Below are 26,541 nucleotides of genomic sequence, written 5' to 3'. Positions count from 1 at the left end.
CCGACAATTTGAAGGCCAGCGAGTAATCCCGCTGGCTGCGCCTGAGTGTTGAATCCATTGAACATTCCTCTTCCTGTGGGAAAAGGTGTCAACTCAATTCAGGACGGGTCAGACAAAAAAAAGAAGCCGCGGAATCCGCGGCTTCTTTCGTACCACATTCGAGCGGTGAAGATCAGGCCAGGCCGGCCTGCTTCATCACTTCGGCGGCGTAGTCTTCCACCACCTTCTCGATGCCTTCGCCGACCGCCAGGCGCTGGAAGCCGACCACGTCGGCACCGGCGGCCTTCAGGACCTGCTCGACCGACTGGTTGGTGTCCAGCACGTACGGCTGGCCGTACAGGGTCACTTCGTTGACGATCTTGGCGATCTTGCCGCTGATGATCTTTTCCAGGATATCGGCCGGCTTGGACTTGTCCTTGTCGGACATCTTGGCCAGTTCGATTTCCTTTTCCTTGGCAACGAACTCGGCCGGCACATCGGCCGCCTTGTTGTGCGGCGGGTTCATGGCAGCCACGTGCATGGCCAGGCCACGGGCCAGCTCTTCGTTGCCACCGGCCAGCTCGACCAGCACGCCGATGCGGCCGCCGTGCACGTAGGCAGCGACGTTGTTGGTCGATTCCAGACGCACGATGCGACGCACGTCGACCTTCTCGCCGACCTTGGCGATGACGGCGGCGCGGGCTTCTTCGATCGTCTCGCCGGTCGGCAGCTTGGCGGCCTTCAGGGCGTCGATGTCAGCAGCGCCCGAGCTCAGGGCGGTGGCGGCAACGGCCTTGGTGAAGTCCAGGAAGTTGCTGTCCTTGGCGACGAAGTCGGTTTCGGAGTTGACTTCGACCAGCACGGCCTTGCCGCCGTCCTGGGCCGCCACGATGATGCCTTCGGCAGCCACGCGGTCAGCCTTCTTGTCGGCCTTGGCCAGGCCGGACTTGCGCAGCCATTCGGCCGAGGCGTCGATGTCGCCGCCGTTTTCGACGAGTGCCTTCTTGCACTCCATCATGCCGGCGCCAGTGCGCTCGCGCAGTTCCTTGACCAGGGAAGCAGTGATTTCCACGGGATTTCCTCACGAAAGAAAGGGGTTGGGCCGGCATGGTGGCCGGCCCGTGTGACAGGTGTCCTGTCGTCGCGCCATCGGCAGCGGACAGGAACGGTGGGCGCGCTGCGCCCACCGTGGGCCTGGATCAGGCCTGGGCTTCGCCAGCGGCCGGAGCGTCGGCAGCCGGGGCTTCAGCGGCCGGAGCGGCCGGAGCGGCAGCAGCCTTCTTGGCCGGAGCGCGGCGGGCCGGCTTGGCTTCTTCGGTGGCGGCAGCGTCGGCGAACTCTTCTTCACGGACGGTGGCAGCGTGCGGAGCAGCAGCCTTGCCTTCCAGCACGGCGTCGGCGGCAGCGCGGGCGTACAGCTGCACAGCGCGGATGGCGTCGTCGTTGCCCGGGATCGCGTAATCGACCAGTTCCGGGTTGTAGTTGGTATCGACGACAGCGATCACCGGGATGCCGAGCTTCTTGGCTTCCTTGATGGCGATGTCTTCGTGGCCGATATCGATGACGAAGATCGCGTCGGGCAGACGGTTCATGTCCTTGATGCCGCCCAGCGAGGCTTCCAGCTTGTCGCGCTCGCGACGCAGGCCCAGCACTTCGTGCTTGACCAGCTTGTCGAAGCTGCCGTCGGTTTCACCGGCTTCCAGTTCCTTCAGGCGGGCAACCGACTGCTTCACGGTACGGAAGTTGGTCAGGGTGCCGCCCAGCCAACGCTGGTTCATGAAGGGCATGCCGCAACGCTCGGCTTCTTCACGGATCGACTCGCGGGCGCTGCGCTTGGTGCCCAGGAACAGGATGGTGCCGCGCTTCTGCGCAACGCTGGAAATGAAGTTCATCGCGTCATTGAAGAGCGGAACGGTCTTTTCCAGGTTGATGATGTGGATCTTGCCGCGGGCGCCGAAGATGTACTGGCCCATCTTGGGGTTCCAGTAACGGGTCTGGTGGCCGAAATGGACGCCGGCTTCCAGCATCTGACGCATGGTGACCTGGGGCATTGCAGTAACTCCTGATAGGGAACCGGCCGCCACGGGTAATAGTTGGGCGGTCCGCCGCAAGGCGGATGGTTCCGGGGTTTGGCTTCCCTGTCGCTTCCGTGACCGAACTCCTTGCGGAGCACCCCGGCACGGATATGGGCGGCAGGTGTGGATTCACCGGTGACGTCCGGTGTTGACGTGTTTCACGCGAAAGGACGCGGGAAATCCAGCCGATTATAGCCCGGTCTGAGCCGGGGCTGCAATCCGGGGTGCGGCGGCGGGCAGGGCGGCCTCTGCTGCGTGGTCCAGGCGGGCCCGGAAACGGCCGCCGGCATACCCGTCCGGGCGGGATGGCAGGGCCCAGCTGCGGTGGCTGTGGGGCAGGACGTAGCCTGCAAGCCCATCGATCAAGGGCTGGCGCCGCCCCTGCTCATCCACGAACACCAGGTCGGCCAGGTGTGCGTGGGCGTCACCGTCATTATAGAGGTGCAGCCGGGGAATGGCCGGGCTGCCTTCAGCGATCACGTGCAGGCGGGAGGTCGGGGGCGCGCCGGTGGCCGGCTCAAGAAAGACCGGCAGTGAGTAGCGGGGCTGCGCTGGGGCCGCGCCGGGGGCGGGGGTGAGGATCAGGCGGTAGCCCTGCTGGGCACCCTGCGGTGTACCCCCCAGCCGGACGACCCGCAGGCGCTGGCTCCGGCCAGCCGGGATAGTCAGGTGCACCGGACTGACGGCGACCTCGGCGGCTGGCAGCAGGTGCTCTTCGTCGCCCTGCTGGGTCCAGCGATACAGGCGGGCCTGTCCCGTCCACGCGGTCGGCTCGGGATTGTCCAGCCACAGCGCTGCATGCGCCGGGCCGGCCGGAACAGAGACGCTGACCGGCCGGATATCCAGCGCGTGTGCGGGCACGACGCATCCGCCTGCCAACAGGGCTGCCAGCAGTCGGCGCATCAGTAGGTCACGGTGATGGTGGCCGATGCTGCGCCAGTGGCACCGTCGATTGGCGGGCTCAGCGCCGCGACGTGTGCAGGCACGAGATGGTCGCCATCGCTGGGCTGCCGGGCCGGTTGGCAGGCGGCGTTGCGCGCTCCGGCACCGTGGCAATCGGCCATGATCCGTACGCCGATGCGCAGGGCGCCGACGCCGGTGCCCGGCCGAGCGGCAGCGGGCGCCGTAGCGCAGGCAGCCAGCAGGCAGGCGAGGACGAGAGAGGGAGGGCGCGCGGGCATCGAACATCGGACGGCAGGGGATGCGACCGTTAGCGGCCAGGAAGTGGGCGTCTTGAGGGCCCTGCCCCCCTTAATAGGTGATGGTTACCGTAATCAGGTCGTTGTAGCTCCCCTGGGCGGGAATCGCACCCGTCGTCGGCGGGGCCCGGCCGTAGACGGTAAGCGTCTGTGCGCTTCCGTTGCCGGTGCCGGCCTGGGTGTCTGTGTTGATCGTGTTGCCCCAGCGCTGCGAGCGCGCCGCGTCGCGGTACAGCTCGTAGGGGATGTAGTAGACGCTGCTGTCCGGCGCGGTGAAACGCATGCGTCGGACGTTTCCGAGCGCGTTCTGCCCGTTGTTCAGGCCGATGCTGTAGGCGGTACGGTTGATGCAGGTCAGGCCGATCGTCGAGGTGCGATCAAGATTGGCGGTGATGGCGCCAGCGTTGCTGCCGAAGTCCATGTCGGTGGTGACGTAGGTGCTGCACTGGGGCAGCACGTTGGCGCTGACCGTGAACGGAAATGCGCCGTCAGCGGTCTTGTGGCCAGTGACGCCGCTGGTGCTGGTGCACAGCGCCGGGGGCTGGGCAGTGCCGATGATGCTCTCGTTGTAGGCGTATTCCAGACTCACGTTGGCGGCATTGAAGCTGCTGGAGAAAGCGCCGGCCGACAGCACCTGGGCGGCGGGAATCTGGCCATACAGGGTCACCGCCTGCGCGCCGCTGCCGCCGGTTAGCAAGGGCACGCCGTAACTGAGTGTCACCACCGCTGCCGCCGGTGACGCGCCGGGTACGGCACCCCACACCGTGGTGCGGCCCGCATTGCTGTAGAGCTGGAACGCCATCGGATCGGCCGTGGCATTGGTCATGCTGCGGCTCGGCAGCAGCGTGCTGCCGGTGCTGCCCGGGCCGATCTTCAGGCAGGCGCGCACGCTGGCACTGCCCAGAACGCTCAGCGCGGCAGTGTTGCAGGTGATGGTGAAACTGGTCATGGCGCTGGTCGGGCTCGCCGCGCCATTGGCGATGGTGCCGAATGCCAGTGCCGTCGGTGCCGTGGCCGTGCACGTAGTATCCGCACGCGACGCCGGTGCCCAGCACAGCGCCACCAACGCCAACACGATCGCAAGCAGCCGGGGGGCGATCATGGCGCGGGCGTCGGCAAGCAGCGCAGTGGGCCGATCCGGGGCATGCCGGGCGAGGTGGCGGCAACGGGGGGCGCCAGGCGCACGCTGCAGTGGCCGTCAGGCAGATCGACCTGCAGCTGGGCCGGTGTGACCACATCCTCCAGATAGGTTTCTCCGTCATACCCCACCGTGGCGGCCCCTCCGCCAGGCAGCCGCACGCTGCTGCCGACGGGCAGTGCGACCCCGTCCGAATCGTGCAGGATCACCCGCATGGCCTGGGTGCGGCGCAGGCCGAAGTCGACGCCCAGTCCGGCGCTCTGGCGTGGCGTCACCCAGGTGTCCACGCGGTCGGCGCGCATGTCCGCCGGCAGATCCAGCGTATCGATGGAGAGCCGGTTGCGCTGCCAGGACAGCAAGGGGGTCACCAGCAGCAGACCGTTCTTGTCGGTGCTGCCGATCAGCCGGTTTTCCAGGCGCACCGGGATGCCGGCGTAGCCATCGGTGGAGACCACGGCAAAGGCATCGGGGACCTCGCGTGCGGCAAATACATGCCCGCCCATCCAGACTACGCTGCCACTGGCACTGGCGTAGCCATAATCGAGATCACCCTGGCGCGCGTATCCCATCGAGTAGCGCCCGACCCGGTTGAGCCAGCCGAGTTCGGCCAGTCCGCCGGCACCGTCGTCACCGCCGCGCGCCTGTACCCGCCAGCCATAGCCACCCTGGCTGCCGTCGCCCGGTACGGGTTGGGACAGATCGGCGACATAGGTCAGCCGCTCGCCGTTGCGCTGCGCCGACAGGCTGCTCTGCCGGTTGCGCCCCAGGGCGGCCGATACCGACAGATAGACGCTGCGGTCATCGCTGTCTGCCAGATTCTGGTTGAACGACAGGTAGGCCGACCAGCGATCACCGAAGCTGCGCGACCAGAACAGGCTGGCGTAGCGGTTGTCCTCGCCGTCTGGGTAGCGCAGCCGCAGATAGCTGGCGCTGAGCGAGCCGGCGCGTTGCAGGTTGATGCCCAGCGTGGCCTGTTCGCTGATGTCCGGGGGCAGGGTGTCCTGCAGTGCACCGAGGTCGCGGTAGGCGCCGTGGGTCCGCCGGGTCAGCAGGTTGATGTTGAAGCGGCGGTTGTTCCAGCTGTAGCCCACGGCATATTGGCCGCCCTGGAGACCCTCGAAGCGACTGTGTGCATAGGCGGCGTTGACCACACCGGCGCCACCCAGCAGCCACCAGCCCCCGGCACCTCCGTTGATCACGCCGCCACCGCCTTCCACGTGCGCCTCGGCGGTAAACCGGTCGCTGGCGCCATGACGCCAGGTGGCGCTGCCGATCACCGGCGTTTCATAGGCGAACGAGCGCAGCCCATAGTCCTTTCGCATCCGGCCCACGCCGGCTGACCAGTCGGACAGACCCTTGGCCAGCAGCTGCTGCGTGCCGTAGAAGGCAAAGTCCAGTGTCTGCATCCGGCCGAACGCATCGGTGATCACCACCTGTGCGTTGCCGGTGCCGTTGATGCCGGGCTGTGCGGCCAACTGGAAGGGGCCGATCGGTACCTCGCCGTTGTACTGGCGCAGGCCATCCACATACAGCTCCACGTTGGAGGGGACCACCGCTTCGCCGAGGAAGGTGGGGGTGGGGGTCAGCACGCGGTAAGGCTGCAGGCCGTAGTTGCGCCCGATCTGCAACCCGCCCATGCGGACCGGCCGGCTCCAGTCGACAAAGCCACTGTAGAAATCGCCGACGGTCAGCGACACCGCCGATGCCGGGAAATCCAGGCGCCACGCGGTGTCCAGGCGCACGCTCTCGCCCCGCCACTGGCGATCGGCCGGATCCTGATACGTGCGCAGCAGCGAACTGGTCTCCAGGACGCCTTCGCCCAGCCCGAACAGACGCAGCTCGTTGGTCAGTGCAAGGTTGCCGCCGCCCTCGTTGTGGCTGCCGTAGACGTCGTAGTTGAGCACCACGCCGGGGGAGGCGGCCGCCGCGGGTGCAGTGTCAGCCGCGCGCTCCAGCCGCGTGGTGGGCAGTGACAACTGCTCCAGCGGCACATCCAGGGCCAGCGTCTGCAGCGCCGCGTCATAGCGCACCACCACCCCGGTGAGGTGCTCCAGTGCCACCGGCTCCTCGCCGCGTGCCGAAAAGCCGAGTTGGCGCAGCGTGGCGCCGGAGGCCATCAGCCGGCCCTGCAGTTCGGTGAAGGGCAGCAGTCCGCGCGGCGTCTGGTTGAGCGTCACCTCCAGATACAGGGTCTGCGCGGCGGTCAGCGGCGTCGGCGGCGGCAGCATCGCATCGCCCGAGGCGCCAATGTCCGCATCGGCTGCCATCGCGGCGCACGGGGTCAGCGTCGCGGTGAGCAGCATCCGCATGCAGGCCTCAGCGAGCCGGCGGCGCGGCGGGCAGTGGCGTCTGGGCCGACTCGCCATTGATCTTTGCCGAGAACGTGGCGCCCGCCAGGCGGGCGGCTGGAACGTCCAGTGGCCAGCGCATGGTCTGTCCGCCAAGGACATAACCGAGCAGGCCGGGATGGATGATCTGCGGGCGGCTGGCCGGGCCCAGGCCGATGTCGGCCAGTTGCGCGTAACTGCTGCCGCTGTTGTGCACCTCCAGCGCTGGTCGACCGTCGTCCAGGCGCGTCAGGCGCGCCTGCAGGGTGTGTTGGCGCGGGGCATCCTTGTCGGGTTGGACGAACACCGGCATCGAATAGCGCAGCACGAACTGCATGCCGGAGCGGCGTGGATCCACCGTGGGCAGCTCATCGACAATCACCCGGTAGGCGCGTTGCGTTGCCGGTGGGGTCGGCTCGCTGCGGACCACCCGGATCAACTGCTGCTGGCCGGCAGCCAGCGACTGCATCGGGGGGCTCACCTGGAGATCGGTGGTGGGCAGCAGCTGATCCTGGCCGGCGTCCTGGCGCCACTCGAAGACCCGCACCTGCACCTGTACGGGCGTGGTGCCGCTGTTGGTCAGCCAGAGCGCATCGGCATTCTGCCGCGGCGTCAGCTGCAATGAGGTCGGGGCGACCTGCAGACTCGCGGCGGTGGCGCTCCCCATCAGCAGCCACAGCCAACCCAGCACCGCACACCCGAGCCGCCCAGGGCGACGCCCTGCGGAAATCGGCATGGCGGTCCTCAATAGGTGATGGTGGCGGTGATCGTGTCCTGATAGTTACCCGCAGCGGCGTTGTTGACGCTGGGGTTGGCGATCTGGCCATAGACATTCAATGTCTGTGCCAGCCCGGTGCCGATGCCGGCGGTCGTATTGGTGCCAGCGGTGGCCCCCCACACGTTGGTGTGCCCCGCATCGCGATAGAGCTGATAGCCCACGAAATTGTTGGCGGTCACGCTGGCGTCGGTGTTCTTCATGCGCCGGGTGGTCACGTCATTGGCAGTGCCCGCGTTGGAGCCGGCATTGAGCGCCACCGTGTAGGGGGTCAGTGCGGAGCACTGCGCGGTGATCGTGCCCTGGGCATTGGAGGGCGTGGTGGCGGTGGACAGCGCCGAGCCGAAGTCGACGTCCGTGGCCGCGGCGGCCGTGATGGTGCAGGCCTTGGTGATGATGACCTTGACGTTGAAGGTCGTGGTATCGGCTGCCAGGGCCGGGGTGGCGAGGCCGGTCAGGGCCAGGGTGAGTAAAGCGGGGCGGAAAAATCGCATGGGCATGCTCCTTGGACGGGGGTCCTTGCTGAACAACACGATGCTGCCGGACAGTGAAATCGTCTTCACTCTTTTATAGGTTCGGTCTTGTTTGGAGGCCGTGAGATTTGAAGGAATCAATGACCGTTTTCGGCACGAAGTCGCGTTCTGAGACATTGGTCGCATCTGTTCAGGGACCTGACTGCGGGAGCCCGCCCAAACCGCGGCTGTCAGCGTTCCACCCGATCCCGTTCAGATTGGCCACGGATCGGCGATAATGGCTCCCATGAGCGTGAATCTGAAAACCCCCGAGGAAATCGAACTGATGCGCATCGCCGGCCGCCTGGCCAGCGAGGTGCTCGACGTTGTCACCCCCCACGTCAAACCGGGCGTGACGACCGAAGAGCTGGACCGCATCTGCCACGACCACATCATCAATGTGCAGAAGGCGACGCCGGCCAATGTCGGTTACCGCGGCTTCCCCAAAACGGTCTGCACGTCGGTCAACAACGTGATCTGCCACGGCATCCCCAGTGAGGCCAAAGTCCTCAAGGACGGCGACATCGTCAACATCGATGTGACCGTGATCAAGGACGGCTGGCACGGCGATACCAGCCGCATGTACTACGTCGGCACGCCGTCGGTCATGGCCAAGCGCCTGGTCGATGCGACCTACGAAGCGATGTGGCGCGGCATCCGCGCGGTCAAGCCGGGCGCGACGCTGGGCGATATCGGCCATGCGATCCAGAGCTATGCCGAAGCCGAGCGCTTCAGCGTGGTGCGCGAGTACTGCGGCCATGGCATCGGCAAGGTCTACCACGACGAACCGCAGGTGGTGCATTACGGCCGCCCCGGCCAGGGCCTGGTGCTGCAGCCCGGCATGACCTTCACCATCGAGCCGATGATCAACGAGGGCACCCGCTACAACAAGGTGCTTCCGGACGGCTGGACCGTGGTCACCAAAGACCGCAAGTTGTCGGCGCAGTGGGAGCACATGGTCGCGGTCACCGAGACCGGCGTCGACGTGCTGACCCTCTCGCCCGGCGAATCGCAGGTCTGAGCATGCTGCCGGCGAGCCCGATGCTGGACGCGCCGGCCGATTCCGTCGCCGACCCGGACTGGGCGGCGTTGGCGCGCCAGTCGCTGCAACAGACCGACGCGCGGCTGTACCGTCGCTTCGACCAGAACGACAACATCGAACGCCTGCTCGCCCTGCGCGCGCGGGCGGCCGATCACCTGATCCGGCTGGCCTGGCATCGCTGCCTGCCCGCCGGTTCGGGGATGGCGCTGTTCGCGGTGGGCGGCTACGGGCGCGGCGAGTTGTTCCCGCGCTCGGATATCGATGTGCTGGTGCTTGGCACGCCCGAGCAGCAGCGACGGCACGAGTCCGGGCTGGCACGTTTCTTCGCCCTGCTGTGGGATTGCGGCCTGCCGGTCAGTCATGCGGTGCGTTCGCCGGCCGAATGCACCCAGGCCAGTGCCGACCAGACGGTGCTGACCGCACTGATCGAGTCGCGCCCGGTGGTCGCCGATGACGCCGCGCGTCAGGCACTGAAGGCGGCGGTGAACGTGGAGGGCCTGTGGCCGCCACGCGAATTCTTCCTCGCCAAGCGCGAAGAGCTGCTGGCCCGGCATCAGCGGTTTGGCGACACCGCCGACAATCTTGAGCCGGACATCAAGGACGGCCCCGGCGGGCTGCGCGATCTCAATACGCTGGGTTGGATGGCGCTGCGTGCGTTCGGTGTGCGCGACCTGGAAGCGCTGGTCGGCCTTGGCCATCTCGGCCCGGATGAAGCGGCCGCGCTCAAACGCGAACGGTGTGCGCTGGCACGGCTGCGTTTCGGCCTGCACCTGGTCGCCAACCGGCCGGAAGAACGCCTGCGGTTCGATTACCAGAAGACACTGGCCGCCCGCTTGGGTTTCGAAGACGACATCGAAAGCCTGGCCGTGGAAAAGATGATGCAGGGGTTCTACCGCAGCGCCACCGTGGTGCGGCGGATCAGCGACCGCCTGCTGCAGCGCTTTGAAGAACAGTTTGATGGCGAAGCGGTTCCCGAGCCGGTCAGCGTTGGTTTCTCGCTGCGTCGCGGTTACCTGGCCGCCAATGACGCCGCGTGGCCGCAGGGCGACATCGAACAGGTGTTCGCGCTGTTCTCCAGTTGGGCCTATAACCCGGACGTGCGCGGCCTGCACTCGCTGACCGCGCGCGCGCTGGCTGAATCGCTGCCGGAGCTGGCGGCGTACACCGACGCCAGCGCTGCGGCGCGCGAGCAGTTCCTGGCGCTGCTGCGCAGCCCGCGCGCGGTCGACACCCTTGCTCGGATGGCGCGCCTGGGCGTGCTCGGCCAGTGGATTCCCGCGTTCGCGCAGGTTTCCGGGCGCATGCAGTTCGATCTGTTCCATGTCTACACCGTGGACCAGCACACGCTGATGGTGCTGCGGAATATCGGCCTGTTCGCCAGCAGCCGCGCGGATGAGCGCTTCTCGATCGCACATGAAGTCTGGCCGCGCCTGCGCAAGCCGGAACTGCTGTTGCTGGCCGGCCTGTTCCATGACATCGCCAAGGGCCGCGGCGGCGATCACTCCGAACTCGGTGCGGTGGATGCCCGCGAATTCTGCCAGGCGCTGGCGCTGAGCAGTTCCGATACGGAGCTGGTGGCCTGGCTGGTCGAGCAGCATCTGCGCATGTCGGTTACTGCGCAGAAGCAGGACATCTCCGATCCGGACGTGATCCATCGCTTCGCCACCCTGGTGGCCAGCCGCGACCGGCTCGACTACCTCTACCTGCTGACCTGCGCCGACATCGCCGGGACCAGCCCCAAGCTGTGGAATGCGTGGAAGGACCGTTTGCTGGCCGACCTCTATTTCGCAGCCCGTCGCGCGCTGCGCGACGGGCTGGAGAATCAGATGCCGGCCGATGAACGCGTCGCCGAAGCGCGCGAATCGGTGCGCCAGCTGGTGCGCGAGCGCGGCTACGACGATGCCACCATCGAGCGCCAGTTCACCGTGATGCCCGATGAGAGCTTCATCCGGCTGCGGCCCGAACAGCTCGCCTGGCAGGCGGCCGCGCTGGTGCCGATCAAGCAGGGCCAGACCTTGGTGAAGGTCCGCCGGATCACCCCGGACGACCACGCGCTGGAAGTATTCGTGCACTCGCCGGATCGCGACGGCCTGTTCGCCGCGATCGTGATGACGCTGGACCGCAAGGGCTACGGCATCCATCGCGCGCGCGTGTTGGATGGCCCGGTCGATACCATCTTCGATACGTTCGAAGTGACCCCGGCCGACAGCTTCGCCGATGGCGATGCACTGCGGCTGGAGGCCGGCCTGCGCGAGGCGCTGGCCGGTGATCTGACCCGGCTGCGTCCCTCGCGCCGCGTCATTCCGCGCCAGCTGCGGCACTTCCGTTTCGCCCCGCGCATCGAGTTCCGCGATGTCACCGATGGCCAGACCACCAGCACCCGTTTCAGCCTCGTCGCACCCGACCGCCCCGGCCTGCTGGCCGACGTGGCGTTCGTGCTGCGCAACCAGCGGCTGCGCGTGCATGATGCGCGCATCGCCACGTTCGGCGAGCGCGCCGAAGATATGTTCGTGATCAGCGATGAGCATGATCACGCCCTGACCGAATCCGCCAGGCAGCAGCTGCAAGACGCGATGCTCGCCTGCCTGGACCCTGATCGAAACGCCGGAGACCCCCACTGATGGCCACCAAGCCTGCCAAGAAGACTGCCGCGAAGACCGCGGCGGCCAAGACCCCCGCTGCCGCGCCTGCGGTGAAGAAGACTGCTGCCGCAGCGAAAAAGGCGGCACCTGCCGTGAAGAAGGCTGCCGTGAAAAAGGCGCCGGCCCGCAAGGTTGCCGCCACGCCCGCTGAGAGCGCCGCCAAGCGCAGTGCCAGCCGTGATGCCACCATCGCGCGCAAGTCGCTGCGCAAGCCGGCCACGCCGGGTGTGGAAGAACTCAAGTTCGGCATCGAGAGCGCGTTCGAGCGCCGCGCCACGCTGACCCTGCATGAGATCGAAGGATCGACCAAGCCGCTGGTCGGCCGCGTCATCGATGGCCTGGAAACCGGTGAATTCCGCGTTGCCGAGCCTGATGGCCACGGTGGCTGGAAGGTCAACGAATGGCTGAAGAAGGCCGTGCTGTTGTACTTCCGCGTCAACGACATGGCCGTGGTCGATGCGCGCCCGGCGCCGTTCTGGGACAAGGTCGAATCGCGTTTTGCGGGCTTCGATGAAGCCAAGTTCCGCCGCGCCGGCGTGCGCGTGGTGCCCGGTGCGATCGCGCGTCGTGGCAGCTACTTCGGCAAGGACGTGGTGCTGATGCCGAGCTTCACCAACATCGGCGCCTACGTGGGCGAGGGCACCATGGTCGACACCTGGGCCACGGTGGGTTCGTGCGCGCAGATCGGCAAGCACTGCCACCTGTCCGGCGGCGCCGGTATCGGCGGCGTGCTGGAGCCGCTGCAGGCCAGCCCGACCATCATCGAAGACCATTGCTTCATCGGTGCGCGTTCGGAAGTGGTGGAAGGCTTCGTGGTCGGCCATCACAGCGTGATCGGCATGGGCGTGTTCCTTGGCCAGAGCACGCGCGTGTACAACCGCGCCACCGGCGAGATCAGCTACGGTTCGGTGCCGCCGTACAGCGTGGTGGTGTCCGGCCAGCTGCCGTCCAAGGACGGCTCGCACTCGCTGTACTGCGCGGTGATCGTCAAGCAGGTCGATGCCAAGACCCGCAGCAAGACCAGCGTCAACGAGCTGCTGCGCGGCCTGGCCGACTGAGCACCCCGCAGCCCGCGCTGGCGCAGGCGGCGCGCTACCGGCACCCGTTCGCGGGGTGGCCGGGACGCGCGCTGCAGCGTCTGCTCGGCTGCGCGCACCTGACCGCCGCCCGGCGCGCGCTCACCCGCGTGCTGCCGGTGCCGGCGTTGATCAGTGATGTGCGTGAGGTGGTGTACCTGAGCTGGTGGGTGGACGTGCGTCATGCACCGCCGCCGCCCCCGGGCCATCGCCTGTTCGTGCATGACGGGCGTACGCCCTACACGATCCTGACGTACCGCCACGGCCATTTCGGGCCGGCGCTGGCGGGGCCGTTGCGGGGCCTGTTTCCGTCGCCGCTGCAGAGCAACTGGCGCTGGTATGTGGTGCCGGACGATTCAGCGGCCGGGTCCGCTACGCCACGGGTGCTGTTTGATCGCAACGTCATCGACAGCGTGGCGCACGCGGTGGGTGCGCGGCTGTGGAGCGACGCCATGCAACCGCATCTGGCCGCGCGTTTCTGGCATGCCGTGGATGCCGATGGCGGGCACACCGTGATCGAGCCGGGGCAGGGCAGCGCGCCGGCACTGCAGGCGCAGGTGCGTCCGGCAGAGGGGTTGGCGGCTGCCTGGGCGGCCGGTGCCTTCACCGATGCAGCGCAGGCCATGACTTTTCTGGCCTGTCAGGAGGCCGCGTTCGCGGTCGCCCCGGATGGTCGGCTGGCCCTGACCCATATCGATCTGCCGATCACCCAGGCCGAGGTGCAGCCGCTGCGGCTGGAGGGGGCGGTGACCTGCCCGCACCTGGCCGCGATGGGCGTCGATCTGGCCGATGCGTTCTGTTTCCGGGTGCCGCAGGTGCCGTTCCGGGTCGTGTCCGAACGCCTGTTGTGACATCCTCACGGCGTCCTTCCTGATCGATGCTGCACGCCGCGCCATGACCACCACTCTGTACGGATTGAAGAACTGCGACACCTGCAAGAAGGCCACCAAGTGGCTCGACCGTTTCCAGGTGCCGTACACCTTCGTCGACTACCGCGACCACATGCCAACGCCGGAGACCCTGATCGACTGGGCGGCCCAGGCCGGTGGCTTCCCCGCGTTGATCAACCGGTCCTCCACCACGTGGCGGCAGCTGCCGGAGAACCGCAAAGCGGCCGATTCGGAGGCCGAATGGAAACTGCTGCTGCGCGAGTACCCGCAGCTGATCAAGCGCCCGGTGGTGGTGAGCGCCGATGGCGTGATGACCCAGGGTTTCTCGGACAACGGCTTCAAGCAGCGGTTCGGAGTGGGCGCGTGAACGACGTCGTCGCTCTGACCTGCGACCTGATCGCGCGCGCCTCGGTGACACCCGAGGACGCCGGTTGCCAGGCGCTGCTGGCCGGCCGTCTTGAACGCGCCGGCTTCCACTGCGAACACCTGCGCCTGGGCGAGGTCGACAACCTGTGGGCCACACACGGGCAGGGCGCGCCGGTGCTGGTGCTGCTCGGGCATACCGACGTGGTACCGACCGGCCCGGTCTCGGCCTGGACCAGTGATCCGTTCGATCCGCAGATCCGTGATGGCGTGCTGTACGGGCGTGGCGCGGCCGATATGAAAGGCAGCGTGGCCGCCTTCGTGGTGGCCGCCGAGCAGTTCGTGGCCGCCCATCCGGACCATCCCGGCACCTTGGCCGTGCTGCTGACCAGTGACGAGGAAGGCGATGCCATCGACGGTGTGCGTCGCGTCGCCGATATCTTCCGCGAGCGCGGCCAGGCCATCGACTGGTGCATCACCGGTGAGCCGTCCTCCACGGCCGTGCTCGGTGATCTGCTGCGCGTCGGTCGCCGCGGCAGCCTCTCGGCCACGCTGACGGTGAAAGGCGTGCAGGGCCATGTCGCGTATCCGGACAAGGCGCGCAATCCGATCCATCTGGCGGCCGCCGCGCTGGCCGAATTGACCGCGCGGCACTGGGATGACGGTTTCGAGAGCTTCCCGCCGACCAGCCTGCAGGTCTCCAACATCCATGCCGGCACCGGTGCCAACAATGTGATTCCCGGCGAACTGCAGGTGTTGTTCAATCTGCGCTACAACCCGCACTGGAACGCGCCGGCGCTGGAGCAGGAGATCGCTGCGCTGCTGGAACGTCATGCGCTCGAGTACACGCTCAAGTGGCATCGCAGTGGCGAGCCGTTCTACACCCCGGAAGGCACGCTGCGTCGGGTTGCGCGCGAGGTGCTCGGCGAGTTCGCCGGTGCACCGCCGGAAGAGAGCACCGGCGGTGGCACCTCCGATGCGCGCTTCATCGCGCCGCTGGGCGCGCAGTGCATCGAAGTGGGGCCGGTCAACGCGAGCATCCACCAGGTCGATGAGAACGTGCGCGTCGCGGATCTGGAGGCGCTGCCGGCGCTGTACCAGCGCTTGATCGAGCGTTTGCTCGCCTGAGTCCCTGGGGCAGCGCTGCTGTCGGACCATCGAGGTAGTGCCGGCCGCTGGCCGGCTCTCGCGAATGTCACACGAGAAGGAGAGCCGGCCAGCGGCCGGCACTACCGGGTGCACGTGCTGCGCCGACCATCGGTCGGCGCCTACCGCGTCACTGACGAACGAGCGCGTCAGGTAGCAACCGACCGTTGGTCGGTTCGCCCTTACGCCACGATCAACCCGAACGACGCCAAGGCGGCCGCTGCCTGGCGCTGTGAAATCACTGCCTTCTTGAACAGCTTGGCATCCATCACGTTGAGCCCGCTGATGTCGGTGCCGCGCAGGTCGGCGCCTTCAAACCGCGTCAGCCGCGTCTGTGCATTGCGCAGGCTGCCGCCGTTGAACACCGCATCGCGGAAATCGCAGCCCGACAGCTCGGCCTCTGAGAAATCCATACCCTCCAGCTGCGCCTTGCGGAACGACATCCCGCGCAGGTCGGCGCTGACCAGCAGGCAATCGCGGAATTCCAGCGCCCAGCCGGTCACTTCCTGCAGGTGCGCGCCCGTCAGCTTGCAGTCCTGGAACTGCACCGAGGACAGCGTTGCGCGGCGCCAGTGGCTGTTGTTGAGATCGCAGTGCGAGAAGCGTGCATCGCTGAGCAGGGCCGAGCTGAAATCGCACTGGCTGCCGCGGCACTTCGTCCACTGGCTTTCTTCCAACGAGGCCGCCAACCAGCTCGTGCCGGTGACCGAGCACTGGTTGAACTGGAACCCATCCATGTCCAGCCGCGAGAAGTCGCCGTGATCGAACGTGCAGCTCTCGAAGACGGCCGCGCTCGGATGCGCGGCGATAATGGCCTGCATGCGCTCGCGGGTAAGGGTTTCATCGCGGAAGGTGACAGTGTTCATGCGTCCATTCTGGGTGATGTCCCGGACCAGGGGCAGACTTGAAGGTCGCTGCAGAATGTGTACAAAACGGAGCGACGCCAATGCCCGGTAGTGCCGGCCGCTGGCCGGCTCCCCCTGTCGCCACGCCATCACGCGAGCCGGCCAGCGGCCGGCACTACCCTCACACAAGCCGACCAACGGTCGGCTCTACCGGGTTGGGCGGCAATTTCGGGTATCCGGCGTCAGTCGAACGTCCAGAACGGCGCTTTGATCCGCTCGCGCCAATACGTTTCCCCGGCCAGGTAGAACTTCTGCGCATAGGCCTTGGCGAACCAGCCGGCGGCCGCGTCCAGATCACGCGTCACGCCGGCGCGGCCGCGGCCCAGCAGCAGGCCGCTGAAATACTGGCCATACACATTGCCCTGGTCCGCCGCCAGCCGATACCAGCGCAGCGCCTCGATACCATCGCGCGGCAGGCCCATGCCCAGTTCGTACATCGTTCCCAGATCCACCTGGGCATCGGCATCGCCGCGCTGCGCACGCCGCTGGATCTCGGCGACCAGCGGATGCAGAGTGCCATCCGGCTGCGCGGCGATCGCCTGCGGCAGCCGCGAGGATTCGGACGGCATGTGGTGGTAGATCGTCGCGCGCAGGTCCCAGCGCAGCGCGCTGGCCGCGTCACCGCGTTCGCGATGGAACTTGGCCAGCATCAGCATCGCCATCGGGTTGCCGTGCTCGGCGGCAGCGCGGTACCAGCGCTCTGCTTTGCGCGGTGACGCGCGCAGTGCAGTGCCCTGGAGGATGTTCGGGCCGGTGCCATGCAGCAGCTCACCGTGGGTCCAGATCCGGCCCAGCGCCTCTTCGGCCTGGGGGTTGTGGAAGGTCCACGGTGTGACCGCGGCGGCACGTTCATACCAGGTCACGGCGCGCGGGTCGTTGAAGGTCTCGTAGGTCCTGGCTGCCTCCCAGGCACTGTCGAAGCTGCCATCGGCCGCCTTGGTTTCGACCGACTTCATGATGCTCGCAGGCGTCCGTGATGGGGCGCTGCTGCAGGCGATGAGGGAAAGGGTCAGCGCGATGCCGCCCAGGCGTGTAGCGATGCGTCCAATGCGAGGGGTCATGCCAGCCAGGTGGTGCAGAAGGACCGCGATTATCGCCCGGCCCCGAAGCGCGGGGTTGTCCGCAGCGGTCGGTTTGGTTGCCATCGCAACAGTTGCACCGCCGCCCAAACCCGGTTACGGTCGGTCCATGTCCTCGTTCCCGGCCACCGCTGTCAGCAATACCAACCGCACCAATCTGCGCGCGAATAATCGTGCGCGGCCGATGCGGGACTGCGACCAGGGCTAGTACAAGCAACACGCCCGGACCCCAGAAAACCCGCATCGACCGATGCGGGTTTTTTTGTGGCCCGGGTTTACCCCTTCCGGGCCTGGGTGGCCGGTCGAATGCCTGCAATACGTGTATTCCCCCATCATCAGGAGCTGTTCCCATGTGTTCGATCTTCGGTATTTTCGGCCTCCAGGCGGGCGATGACCTCGCCGCATTGCGCCGCCATGCGCTGGACCTGTCGCAGCGCCAGCGCCATCGCGGCCCGGACTGGAGCGGGGTGTACGTCGATGACGGCGCCATCCTGGTCCACGAACGCCTGGCCATCGTCGACCCCGCCGGTGGCTCGCAGCCGCTGCTGTCCGAAGACGGCGGGCTGGCGCTGGCGGTCAACGGCGAAATCTACAACCACCGCGAACTGAAGGCCGAACTGGCCCAGCCGTACGCTTTCCAGACCGGTTCGGACTGCGAGGTGATCAACGCGCTGTACCGCGAAGACAGCCCGGCCTCGTTCCTGAACCGCCTCAACGGCATCTTCGCCTTCGCGTTGTGGGACCGCGCCGCGCAGCGCGTGCTGATCGCGCGTGATCCGATCGGCGTGGTGCCGCTGTACTGGGGCCACGACAAGGACGGCCGCCTGGTGGTGGCTTCCGAGCTGAAGTCGCTGGTGGACATCTGCGCCGACGCGGCGCAGTTCCCGCCGGGCCACTGGTACGACAGTGCCACCGACACGCTCACCCGTTACTACGAGCGTCCGTGGCGCGACTACGACGCAGTCGAAGGCGTGGAGGCGGATCGCGTCGAACTGCGTGAGGCGTTCGAGCGTGCGGTGCATCGCCAGCTGATGACCGACGTGCCCTACGGCGTGCTGCTCTCCGGGGGTCTGGATTCGTCGCTGGTCGCAGCCGTCGCCGCGCGCTATGCCCGCCACCGTGTCGAAGATGGCGATCAGAGTGAAGCGTGGTGGCCGCGCCTGCATTCCTTCGCGATCGGCCTGAAGGGCTCCCCCGATCTGGCCGCCGCCGCCATCGCGGCCGAAGCCCTGGGCACCGTGCACCACGGTTTCGAGTACACCTTCGAAGAGGGGCTGGATGCGCTGCCGGAAGTGATCCGCCACGTTGAGACCTACGACGTCACCACCATCCGCGCCTCCACGCCGATGTTCCTGCTGGCGCGCCGGATCAAGGCGATGGGCGTGAAAATGGTGCTGTCCGGTGAGGGCAGCGACGAAATCTTCGGTGGCTACCTTTACTTCCACAAGGCGCCGAACGCGCGTGAGTTCCATGAGGAGCTGGTGCGCAAGCTCGATGCACTCAACAACTACGATTGCCTGCGCGCCAACAAGTCGATGATGGCCTGGGGCGTGGAGCCGCGCGTGCCGTTCCTGGACCGCGAGTTCCTCGATGTGGCCATGCGTATCGATGCCAAGCACAAGATGGTCGGGCAGGGCCCTGCCGGTACGCGACGTATCGAGAAGGCGGTGCTGCGCGAAGCCTTCGAAGGCTACCTGCCGGACTCGATCCTGTGGCGCCAGAAGGAGCAGTTCAGCGATGGCGTGGGCTATGGCTGGATCGACGGGCTGAAGGCCCATGCCGAAGCCCAGGTCAGTGACCGCGTGATGGCGGCGGCGGACAAGCGCTTCGTGCACAACGCGCCGCAGACCAAGGAAGCCTACTTCTACCGCCACGTGTTCGAGCAGTACTTCCCCACCCAGGCCGCGGCGGAAACCGTGCCGGGTGGGAAGTCCATCGCGTGCTCCTCGCCTGCCGCGATTGCGTGGGACGCCAGCTTTGCCGCGATGGCCGATCCCTCCGGGCGCGCCATCGCCGGCGTGCACGAGCAGGCTCTGGCCTGATCGGTGGGCCACACCGCCGCGTCGTCCGCGGTGGTGTGGCAGCGCGTGCAGCCCGTAGAATCGCCCCTTCAATCGATGGGGATCGGTCATGGACTCTGACACCACCGGCATGCGTCGCAGCGGCCTGGCCTGGCGCTACCTGGGCTGGGTGGCGCTGCCGCTGCTGATCGGCCTGGGCCTGGCGCGGTTTGCCGGCCCGGCCGTGACTGCGCAGGTGGCCCGTGCCGAGTCCTCGCTGGGCGCTGACTGGGCCGCGCATCTGCATGCGCCGCTCGGTCTGTTCCTGCTGCAGGTGCTGGTGTTGCTGATGGTCGCCAAGGGCGCGGGCTGGGTGTTCCGCCGGCTGGGGCAGCCGGGGGTGATCGGTGAGATGGTGGCCGGCCTGATGATGGGGCCGCTGGTGCTGGGGGCCATGTTGCCGCAGGTGCATGGCGTGCTGTTCCCGCCGGCATCGCTTGGTTCGCTCGGTCTGCTCAGCCAGCTCGGCGTGCTGATGTTCCTGCTGGTGGCCGGTGCGGAGCTGGATCTGGGCGGGCTGCGGGGGCGACGTCGTTTCGCCTTCGTGGTCAGCCATGCGGGCATCGCAGTGCCGTTCGTGCTGGGCGTGCTGCTCGCGATCTGGCTCTACGGCGCGCACGCACCGCCGGGCGTGGGCTTCACCGGCTTCGCGTTGTTCGTGGGTATTTCATTGAGCATCACCGCCTTCCCGGTGCTGCTGCGCATTCTGGCCGACCGGGGCATGACCGGCACGCCGCTGGGCCAGACCGCGATCGCCTGTGCCGCGCTCGGTGATGCCACCGCATGGTGCCTGCTGGCCCTGATCGTCGCCGCCGCGCAATCGCAGGGCTGGGTGCCCGCGACGATCAACCTGGTCTGTGTGGTCGCCTTCGTCGCGCTGATGCTGGGCGTGGTGCGCCCGTGGTTCTCGCGCTTGGTGATCGCCCCGGGCCAGGAAGGGCGCTGGCTGCTGATCATGCTGTTGATGGCGCTGGGCTGCGCGCTGGTTACCGAGATGCTGGGCATCCACGCGCTGTTCGGTGCCTTCGCGGCGGGCGTGGCGGTGTCCGGCAACGCCACCCTGCGGCATACCGTGGCCGAGCGCGTCGAGCCGTTCGCGGTGACCTTGCTGCTGCCGCTGTTCTTCGCCATGACCGGCCTGCGCATGCGCGCCGACGCCCTGCAGGCCAGCGACCTGGTGCTGTGCCTGATCGTGATCGTGGTGGCCACGCTGGGCAAGCTGATCGGCACCTGGAGTGCAGCGCGCAGTGCCGGCATGGGCAGCCATGAGGCGTGGAAGCTCGGTGCCCTGATGAACACCCGCGGCCTGATGGAGCTGATCGTGCTCAACCTGGGCTACGAGCTGGGCTTCCTCGGCGACCGCCTGTTTGCCGTGCTGGTGATCATGGCCCTGGTGACCACGGCCATGACCGGGCCGCTGCTCAACGCGATGGAGCGCTGGAAGCGGCAGTAAAGCGTTGACCCCGCGATCAGTCCACGGGGACCAGCGTCAGCGTGTACGCGGTCTTGCCCGGCAGGAACGGGGTGGGTGTTCCCTTCACCCAGGCGTCGTGTCCTGCGCCCCAGAACGGTGACAACGGGTGACCGCTCTGCCCACCGGGCATGTGGATCAATCCCTCGGCTTCGTGGCCGGGCGAGACCACCATCCGCTGCGACGCCCCGAACGCGGGCCCCTGCACGCGGGGCATGTCGCGGTCGCCGGGCAACGGATCGCCAGGCATGCACAGCCATCGTCGGGCGACATTGGGCAGGGCGCGACTGACCGGGTGACAGATCGAGGCGGTGTTGCGTTCGCCCCACGTACGCGCGTCCAGCGGTCCCTGACTGCTCAGGTCTGCCTCCAGCGCCTTGGCGGTATCGGTCAACAGCGCAGTCCAGCTGGCAGATGGGGGCGGCAGCAGATGCGCCGGCCGCTCGTTCACCAATGGCCACAACACGCCTTCGAACTGCCCCAGCCGCGGCTCCAGATACGCTTCCCCGAGCTGTGCTTTCGCTGGCGCGAGCAGGCCCTCGCCGACGCGGTCGATCAGCATGCCGCGGAAACCGCGGGTGATCCGGTAGCTGACCGAATCGACGGCCGCATGGCCTTCCCATCGACGGGTTGCCACCTCCAGCCGCTGCAGTGCAGGGTCGTCGCTGGCGGTGACGACCTCGCGCAGCAGGTGCCACCAGCGCGTGAGCAACAGGGCGCGATCGTCGAGCTGGATCGCCAGCAGGTCCGCTTCGGTGAAGCGCTCCTTCGCCATCAGGCCATCGCGGATCTGCCGCCCGCGCGCACCGAGATCGTAGCCACCGTTCCCGGCAATGGCCAAGGTCTCCCCATCGAGCACGCGGCCGTTGGCAGTCCACAGTCGGTGAGTTGGCGGGTCGATCAAGGCCGGCGCGCCATCGCTGCGGATCGCCCAAGGCGCACAACTGGCAGGGGCCGCGATCGTGTTGCCGCTCGGCGGGCAGCCCGCAGCACGGTCCGGGCGTGTGCCGATCAACCGCCAGGCGATGCGTCCGCTGCGGTCGGCGATGACCAGGTTCTGCGCGGGAATACCGCTGCGGTCGGCCACGTGGAAGGCCTCCTCAAGCGTCGCCGCGCGCGCCATCTCGGCGAAGTCCAACCGGACCGCACCGGGAAGCTGCGCCGTCCAGCGCAGCGCCTCGCCACTGCCATCTGTCCTGTCGTGCAGTACCGGACCCCAGGCGGTCTCGCGCACGCGCAGCATCACCGGCGCTTGACCGGCGACGCGGATACGCTCTTCATGCGTGGTGATGCCTTGGGCATCGGCGGGTACGCTGCGGAAATCGGCGGTGTCGATGTAACTGTTGGTGAAGCCCCAGGCCACGTGTCCGTTGCTACCGACGACGATGGCCGGCAGGCCGGGCAGCGAGAAGCCGCTGACATCGACGCGCCCGTCGGGCGCCTGCGGATCGGGATAGCGCAGCCGTACCCGGAACCAGAGATTCGGCGCGCGCAGCCCAAGGTGCATGTCGTCGGCGACGATGGCGCGCCCGTCCACGGTCAGTGCGCCGGACACGGCGAAGTTGTTGCTGCCCAGCACGTCCGCGTCCAGATGACCGGCGGCGGCACTGGTTGCCTGCGCCGCATCGAGGCGTCGGAGGTCGAGCGCCGTGGCGTCCGGTAGCGGTGCGTTGCCGCGCGCTCCGCCAAACAGGGGGGCATCCCACTCGCTGCCCTCATGGCTGAGCAGTGCATACAGCGCCGGTGGCGCCACCGCGCGGATCCGCGCCATCGCCAGTTCGTTCTGATTGGTGGGGTCCTGCAGGTCGGCATACATCGCCAGCCCGGTCAGCACACTGTCTTCGGCCTGCCACGGTGCGGGCGTCTGGCGCAGCAGTAGATAGGGCCAAGGCCGTACCCGAAGATCCGCGACGCCTTGGTTGATGCCGTCCACATACGCCTGCAGGGCAGCGGCACTGCTGCCCGTGGCAACCTCCAGGTGGGCCTCGGTGCGCGCCCGCAGCCGGTGCACCCGCATGCGCTTGTCCATGTCGATCGCCGCCGGGCCGAACAGCTCGGCGAGCTCGCCAGCGGCAGTACGACGCATCAAGTCCATCTCGAAGTAGCGCTCCTGCGCATGCACCAGACCCAGCGCCCGCATCGCATCGGCCTGGGTTCCGGCCTCGATGGTGACCACGCCCAGTGCGTCACGGGTGATGCTCACCGGCGCCGCCAAGCCGGTCATGGCCTGTTCGCCTTCCAGGCGGGGCAGGCTGCCACGCAGCAGCCACCACACCATGAAAACCGTCGCCAGCGTCAGTATCAGCACTCCCCAGACCAACCGCTTCAGCCAGTGCCGCATCCTGCGCGTCCCCCTGTAGGTGTGGTTCGATTGTAGGGGAGGCGTGAACGAGCTGTGCACGCCGACCGAAGCGCAACTGCAACTGATTCCGATTAGATCACCGGAATTCCAGATAGGGCACCATGCGCGCATTGATTCATCAGGAGCACCCCCCATGAAAGGCAACCCGGACGTCATCGCCTGCTTGAAGGAACTGCTGCGCGGCGAGTTGGCGGCGCGCGACCAGTACTTCATCCATTCGCGCCGCTACGAAGACCAGGGCCTGTTCGCGCTCTATGAGCGCCTCAACCACGAGATGGAAGAAGAGACCCAGCACGCCGATGCGCTGCTGCGCCGCATCCTCTTCCTCGGCGGCGACCCGGACATGCGCCCGCATGTGTTCGAGCCCGGCGTGACCGTGGAAGAGATGCTGCAGAAGGACCTGGAGACCGAGTACAGCGTTCGCGACAACCTGGCTGCCGGCATGAAGCTGTGCGAACAGCACCAGGACTATGTCAGCCGCGACATGCTGCTGGTGCAGTTGAAGGACACCGAAGAAGACCACGCCTGGTGGCTGGAACAGCAGTTGGGCCTGATCAAGCGCATCGGCCTGGCGCTGTACCAGACCAGCAAGATGGATGCGAAGGGTACCGCTGCGCACTGAGTGAGGCTTCGGGTTCCGCACGCCAGCCAGCCTTCGCCAGCCAGCTGCTGATCCCTCGTCCGCCCGCCAGCCTCTGCCAGCCAGCCGACGTTGAGACGACCAGAAAGGCCGGGGAAGCCCGGCCTTTTCTGTGGGCAAAAAGGTTCTCCCTCCGTCCGCGTAGCAAGCCTGAAGCGCTCTGAACCTTTCAGTCGCGGCCGCAGGTGGGTCGAGCGCTGGGCCGCGATGCCCTTGCCGGCGAATGTCCCCCGGCGTCGGCCTGCGGCCGCCACCTCCTCCTTTATTTCGCCCACAAGGGCATCGCGACCCACGTATAGAGACCACCGGCGCTTCACAGCAATGCCCGGTGTTACGCCTGCGCGCCGCGAGCCGAGCCCCGTAGCGGCCGGCAGGCTCCTGGGCAAAATCAAGGAGGAGGCCGCCGCCGTCAGGCGGCGGCCGGGGGACATTTGCCGAGGGGCCTGCCGGTCGCTACGGGGCGCCTCACGGTCGCGGCAGACCCGAGCGGAGACACCGCCAGATCCAACATGCACCGCAGGCGCTCCCTTCGTTGGGAGAAGAACAAAAAAACGGCCGGGTTTCCCCGGCCGTTCCGATTCACGTCAACACCGCGACGCTTACTCCACCGCCAGCCCTTCCACCTTCTGCCAGCCACGCGGCAGCAGATGGCCACGGGTCGCGCGGGTGCCCAGGTAGGTGTCCAGATCCTTGAACGACAGGTTCATCGTGCGCTGGCCGCTGCGCACCAGCAGCGTGTTGCCCGGTGCTACCGATACCACCGCGACCACGCGCTCGGTAGCGAGCTTGGCCTTGGGGATGTCGATGATCTTGTTGCCCTTGCCCTTGTCCAGTTCCGGCAGATCACTGGCCGCGATCGCCAGCAGGTTGCCTGAGCTGGTCACCGCCACGATGCGGTCGGTGTCCGGATTGGCGACCACGGCCGGGGTCAGCACCTTGGAGCCGGAGGTCAAGTTGAGCATCGCCTTGCCGGCCTTGTTGCGGCCGGTGAGGTTCTCGAAGCGGGTCACGAAGCCGTAGCCGTGCGTGGACGCCAGCACGAAGCGCGTGTTGTTCTCGCCGCTGGCCAGGGTCATGAAGGCGCTGCCCGGCGCCGGTGAGAAGCGACCGGTCAGCGGTTCACCGTTGCCACGGGCCGAGGGCAGGGTGTGGATCAGGGTCGAATACGCCCGGCCCTCGCTGTCCAGGAACGCCACCTGCTGCGTGCTGCGTGCGCGCACCGAACCGAGCAGCGCATCGCCATCACGGTAGGACAGGGTCGACGGGTCCATGTCGTGGCCCTTGGCCGCACGGATCCAGCCCTTCTCCGAAAGCACCACCGTCATCGGCTCGCTCGGCACCAGCTCGGTTTCATCGATGGCCTGCGCCGCGCCACGCTGCACCAGCGGCGAACGACGGTCATCGCCGAACTTCTTGGCATCGGCCACCAGCTCATCGCGGATCAGCTTCTTCAGCTTGGCCTTGCTCTCCAGGATGCCGACGATCTTGTCGCGTTCCTTGGCCAGCTCGTCCTGCTCACCGCGGATCTTCATCTCTTCCAGGCGGGCCAGCTGCTTCAGCTTGGTTTCCAGGATGTACTCGGCCTGTTCCTCGCTCAGCGCGAAGCGCGCGATCAGCGCCGGCTTGGCTTCGTCCTCGGTGCGGATGATGTGGATCACTTCATCCAGGTTGAGGAAGGCGATCAGCAAGCCATCCAACATGTGCAGGCGGCGCTCGACCTTCTGCAGGCGATGGTTGAGGCGGCGGGTCACGGTGGTGCTGCGGAACTGCAGCCACTCGCTGAGCAGGGTCTTGAGGTTCTTGACCTGCGGGCGGCCGTCCAGGCCGATCACATTGAGATTGACCCGGTAGCTGCGCTCCAGATCGGTGGTGGCGAACAGGTGGCCCATCAGCTGCTCGGCGTCCACGCGGTTGGAGCGCGGTACCAGCACCACGCGCACCGGGTTGGCGTGGTCGGACTCATCGCGGATGTCCTCCAGCCACGGCAGCTTCTTGGCGCGCATCTGCGCGGCGATCTGCTCGATCACCTTCGACGGCGACACCTGGAACGGCAGCGCATTGACCACGATGTTGCCGTTCTCCTTCAGGAAGGTGGAACGCGCCCGCACGCTGCCGTAGCCGGTCTCGTACATGGTCCGCAGATCGGCGATCGGGGTGATGATCTCGGCGAAGCTCGGGTAGTCCGGGCCTTTCACGTGCTCGCACAGGTCGGTGACCGTCGCATCGGGATCGTCGAGCAGGTGCAGCAGGGCGCTGACGATCTCGTTGAGGTTGTGCGGCGGCACGTCGGTGGCCATGCCCACGGCGATGCCGGTGGTGCCGTTGAGCAACAGGTGCGGCAGGCGCGCCGGCATCCAGGTCGGCTCTTCCAGCGTGCCGTCGAAGTTGGGGGTCCAGTCGGTGGTGCCCTGGTTGATCTCGCCCAGCAGCACTTCGGCGATCGGGGTCAGCTTGGACTCGGTGTAACGCATCGCCGCGAACGACTTGGGATCATCGGTCGAGCCGAAGTTGCCCTGGCCTTCGATCAGCGGGTAGCGGTACGAGAACGGCTGGGCCATCAGCACCAGCGCTTCGTAGCAGGCGCTGTCGCCATGCGGGTGGTACTTGCCGATCACGTCGCCGACGGTACGCGCGGACTTCTTCGGCTTGGAGGACGCGTTCAGACCCAGCTCGCTCATCGCGTAGATGATGCGGCGCTGCACCGGCTTGAGGCCGTCGCCGAGGAACGGCAGTGCGCGGTCGAGCACCACGTACATCGAATAGTCCAGGTACGCCCGTTCGGCGTACTCGCGCAGGGGCAGCTGTTCAAAGCCGTGGAACGCGGGGCGGGCAAGATCGGTCATGCGGGATTGTTACCTGT

At 67.2% G+C, this 26,541-nt stretch carries 20 protein-coding genes; 9 read left to right on the top strand and 11 right to left on the bottom strand.

What is annotated here, in order from left to right:
• Positions 1–172 precede the first annotated feature (172 nt).
• From tsf to K4043_RS18440, 7 genes are all read right to left on the bottom strand, one after another.
• Positions 173–1,051: a translation elongation factor Ts gene (tsf, locus tag K4043_RS18470; RefSeq protein WP_123728767.1), complete on the bottom strand. Its 879-nt coding sequence runs from the start codon at positions 1,049–1,051 to the stop codon at positions 173–175.
• A 127-nt stretch (positions 1,052–1,178) separates the two neighbouring features.
• A complete protein-coding gene (gene rpsB, locus K4043_RS18465) occupies positions 1,179–2,030 on the bottom strand; it encodes a 30S ribosomal protein S2 (protein ID WP_259260149.1) in 852 nt (283 codons plus the stop codon).
• Positions 2,031–2,243: 213 nt separating this feature from the next.
• Complete coding sequence (locus tag K4043_RS18460) at positions 2,244–2,915, bottom strand: fimbria/pilus periplasmic chaperone (protein ID WP_265310169.1); 672 nt, start codon at positions 2,913–2,915, stop codon at positions 2,244–2,246.
• A gap of 390 nt (positions 2,916–3,305) precedes the next feature.
• Positions 3,306–4,355 (bottom strand): spore coat U domain-containing protein, encoded by a 1,050-nt coding sequence (locus K4043_RS18455; protein ID WP_265310168.1) that lies wholly within the window; start codon positions 4,353–4,355, stop codon positions 3,306–3,308.
• Entirely contained in the window at positions 4,352–6,700 is a 2,349-nt protein-coding gene (locus K4043_RS18450) for a fimbria/pilus outer membrane usher protein (protein ID WP_265310167.1), read from the bottom strand. Before K4043_RS18450 ends, K4043_RS18455 begins: the two co-directional genes overlap by 4 nt.
• 7 nt (positions 6,701–6,707) lie before the next feature.
• Complete coding sequence (locus tag K4043_RS18445) at positions 6,708–7,454, bottom strand: molecular chaperone (protein WP_265310166.1); 747 nt, start codon at positions 7,452–7,454, stop codon at positions 6,708–6,710.
• 8 nt (positions 7,455–7,462) lie between these two features.
• Entirely contained in the window at positions 7,463–7,987 is a 525-nt protein-coding gene (locus tag K4043_RS18440) for a spore coat U domain-containing protein (protein WP_123728773.1), read from the bottom strand.
• 265 nt (positions 7,988–8,252) lie between these two features.
• Between K4043_RS18440 and map the strand changes: the two genes are divergently transcribed.
• Genes map through dapE form a run of 6 tightly spaced genes read left to right on the top strand, consistent with a single transcriptional unit; the run spans position 8,253 to position 15,146 of the window.
• Positions 8,253–9,026, top strand: a complete 774-nt coding sequence (gene map / locus K4043_RS18435) for a type I methionyl aminopeptidase (protein WP_123728774.1) — start codon at positions 8,253–8,255, stop codon at positions 9,024–9,026.
• Positions 9,027–9,028: 2 nt separating this feature from the next.
• Entirely contained in the window at positions 9,029–11,668 is a 2,640-nt protein-coding gene (locus tag K4043_RS18430) for a [protein-PII] uridylyltransferase (protein WP_123728775.1), read from the top strand.
• Complete coding sequence (gene dapD, locus K4043_RS18425; RefSeq protein WP_152151772.1) at positions 11,668–12,747, top strand: 2,3,4,5-tetrahydropyridine-2,6-dicarboxylate N-succinyltransferase; 1,080 nt, start codon at positions 11,668–11,670, stop codon at positions 12,745–12,747. Before K4043_RS18430 ends, dapD begins: the two co-directional genes overlap by 1 nt.
• Positions 12,744–13,616, top strand: a complete 873-nt coding sequence (locus K4043_RS18420) for a hypothetical protein (RefSeq protein ID WP_265310178.1) — start codon at positions 12,744–12,746, stop codon at positions 13,614–13,616. The genes dapD and K4043_RS18420 overlap by 4 nt, the downstream gene beginning before the upstream one ends.
• A gap of 43 nt (positions 13,617–13,659) precedes the next feature.
• Positions 13,660–14,022: an arsenate reductase gene (locus tag K4043_RS18415; protein ID WP_265310165.1), complete on the top strand. Its 363-nt coding sequence runs from the start codon at positions 13,660–13,662 to the stop codon at positions 14,020–14,022.
• Complete coding sequence (dapE, locus tag K4043_RS18410) at positions 14,019–15,146, top strand: succinyl-diaminopimelate desuccinylase (protein WP_265310164.1); 1,128 nt, start codon at positions 14,019–14,021, stop codon at positions 15,144–15,146. Before K4043_RS18415 ends, dapE begins: the two co-directional genes overlap by 4 nt.
• Before the next feature lie 200 nt (positions 15,147–15,346).
• Here dapE and K4043_RS18405 read toward each other — a convergent pair whose 3' ends face one another.
• Together K4043_RS18405 and K4043_RS18400 are read right to left on the bottom strand one after the other, a co-directional pair.
• On the bottom strand, positions 15,347–16,030 hold the full coding sequence (locus tag K4043_RS18405; RefSeq protein WP_265310163.1) for a pentapeptide repeat-containing protein: 684 nt from the start codon (positions 16,028–16,030) through the stop codon (positions 15,347–15,349).
• 221 nt (positions 16,031–16,251) lie between these two features.
• Positions 16,252–17,130, bottom strand: a complete 879-nt coding sequence (locus K4043_RS18400; protein ID WP_265310162.1) for a tetratricopeptide repeat protein — start codon at positions 17,128–17,130, stop codon at positions 16,252–16,254.
• A 368-nt stretch (positions 17,131–17,498) separates the two neighbouring features.
• On the opposite strand from K4043_RS18400, the gene asnB reads away from it, so the two are divergent.
• On the top strand, positions 17,499–19,190 hold the full coding sequence (asnB, locus tag K4043_RS18395) for an asparagine synthase B (protein ID WP_265310161.1): 1,692 nt from the start codon (positions 17,499–17,501) through the stop codon (positions 19,188–19,190).
• Positions 19,191–19,278: 88 nt separating this feature from the next.
• Positions 19,279–20,661 carry a cation:proton antiporter gene (locus K4043_RS18390; RefSeq protein ID WP_265310160.1) on the top strand — a complete coding sequence of 461 codons (1,383 nt, stop codon included), beginning with the start codon at positions 19,279–19,281 and terminating at the stop codon, positions 20,659–20,661.
• Positions 20,662–20,677: 16 nt separating this feature from the next.
• Here the strand turns inward: K4043_RS18390 and K4043_RS18385 are convergent, their stop codons facing one another.
• A complete protein-coding gene (locus tag K4043_RS18385) occupies positions 20,678–23,020 on the bottom strand; it encodes a penicillin acylase family protein (protein ID WP_265310159.1) in 2,343 nt (780 codons plus the stop codon).
• 154 nt (positions 23,021–23,174) lie between these two features.
• Between K4043_RS18385 and bfr the strand changes: the two genes are divergently transcribed.
• A complete protein-coding gene (gene bfr / locus K4043_RS18380; RefSeq protein ID WP_121041522.1) occupies positions 23,175–23,663 on the top strand; it encodes a bacterioferritin in 489 nt (162 codons plus the stop codon).
• Positions 23,664–24,280: 617 nt separating this feature from the next.
• Here the strand turns inward: bfr and parC are convergent.
• Positions 24,281–26,524 (bottom strand): DNA topoisomerase IV subunit A, encoded by a 2,244-nt coding sequence (parC, locus tag K4043_RS18375; protein WP_265310158.1) that lies wholly within the window; start codon positions 26,522–26,524, stop codon positions 24,281–24,283.
• Positions 26,525–26,541: the final 17 nt, after the last annotated feature.

The organism is Stenotrophomonas sp. SRS1, from assembly GCF_026130205.1.
Taxonomy (GTDB): Bacteria; Pseudomonadota; Gammaproteobacteria; order Xanthomonadales; family Xanthomonadaceae; genus Stenotrophomonas; species Stenotrophomonas rhizophila_B.
The sequence above is the reverse complement of the archived record's forward strand: the minus strand, read 5'-3'. Positions and strand labels throughout refer to the sequence as shown.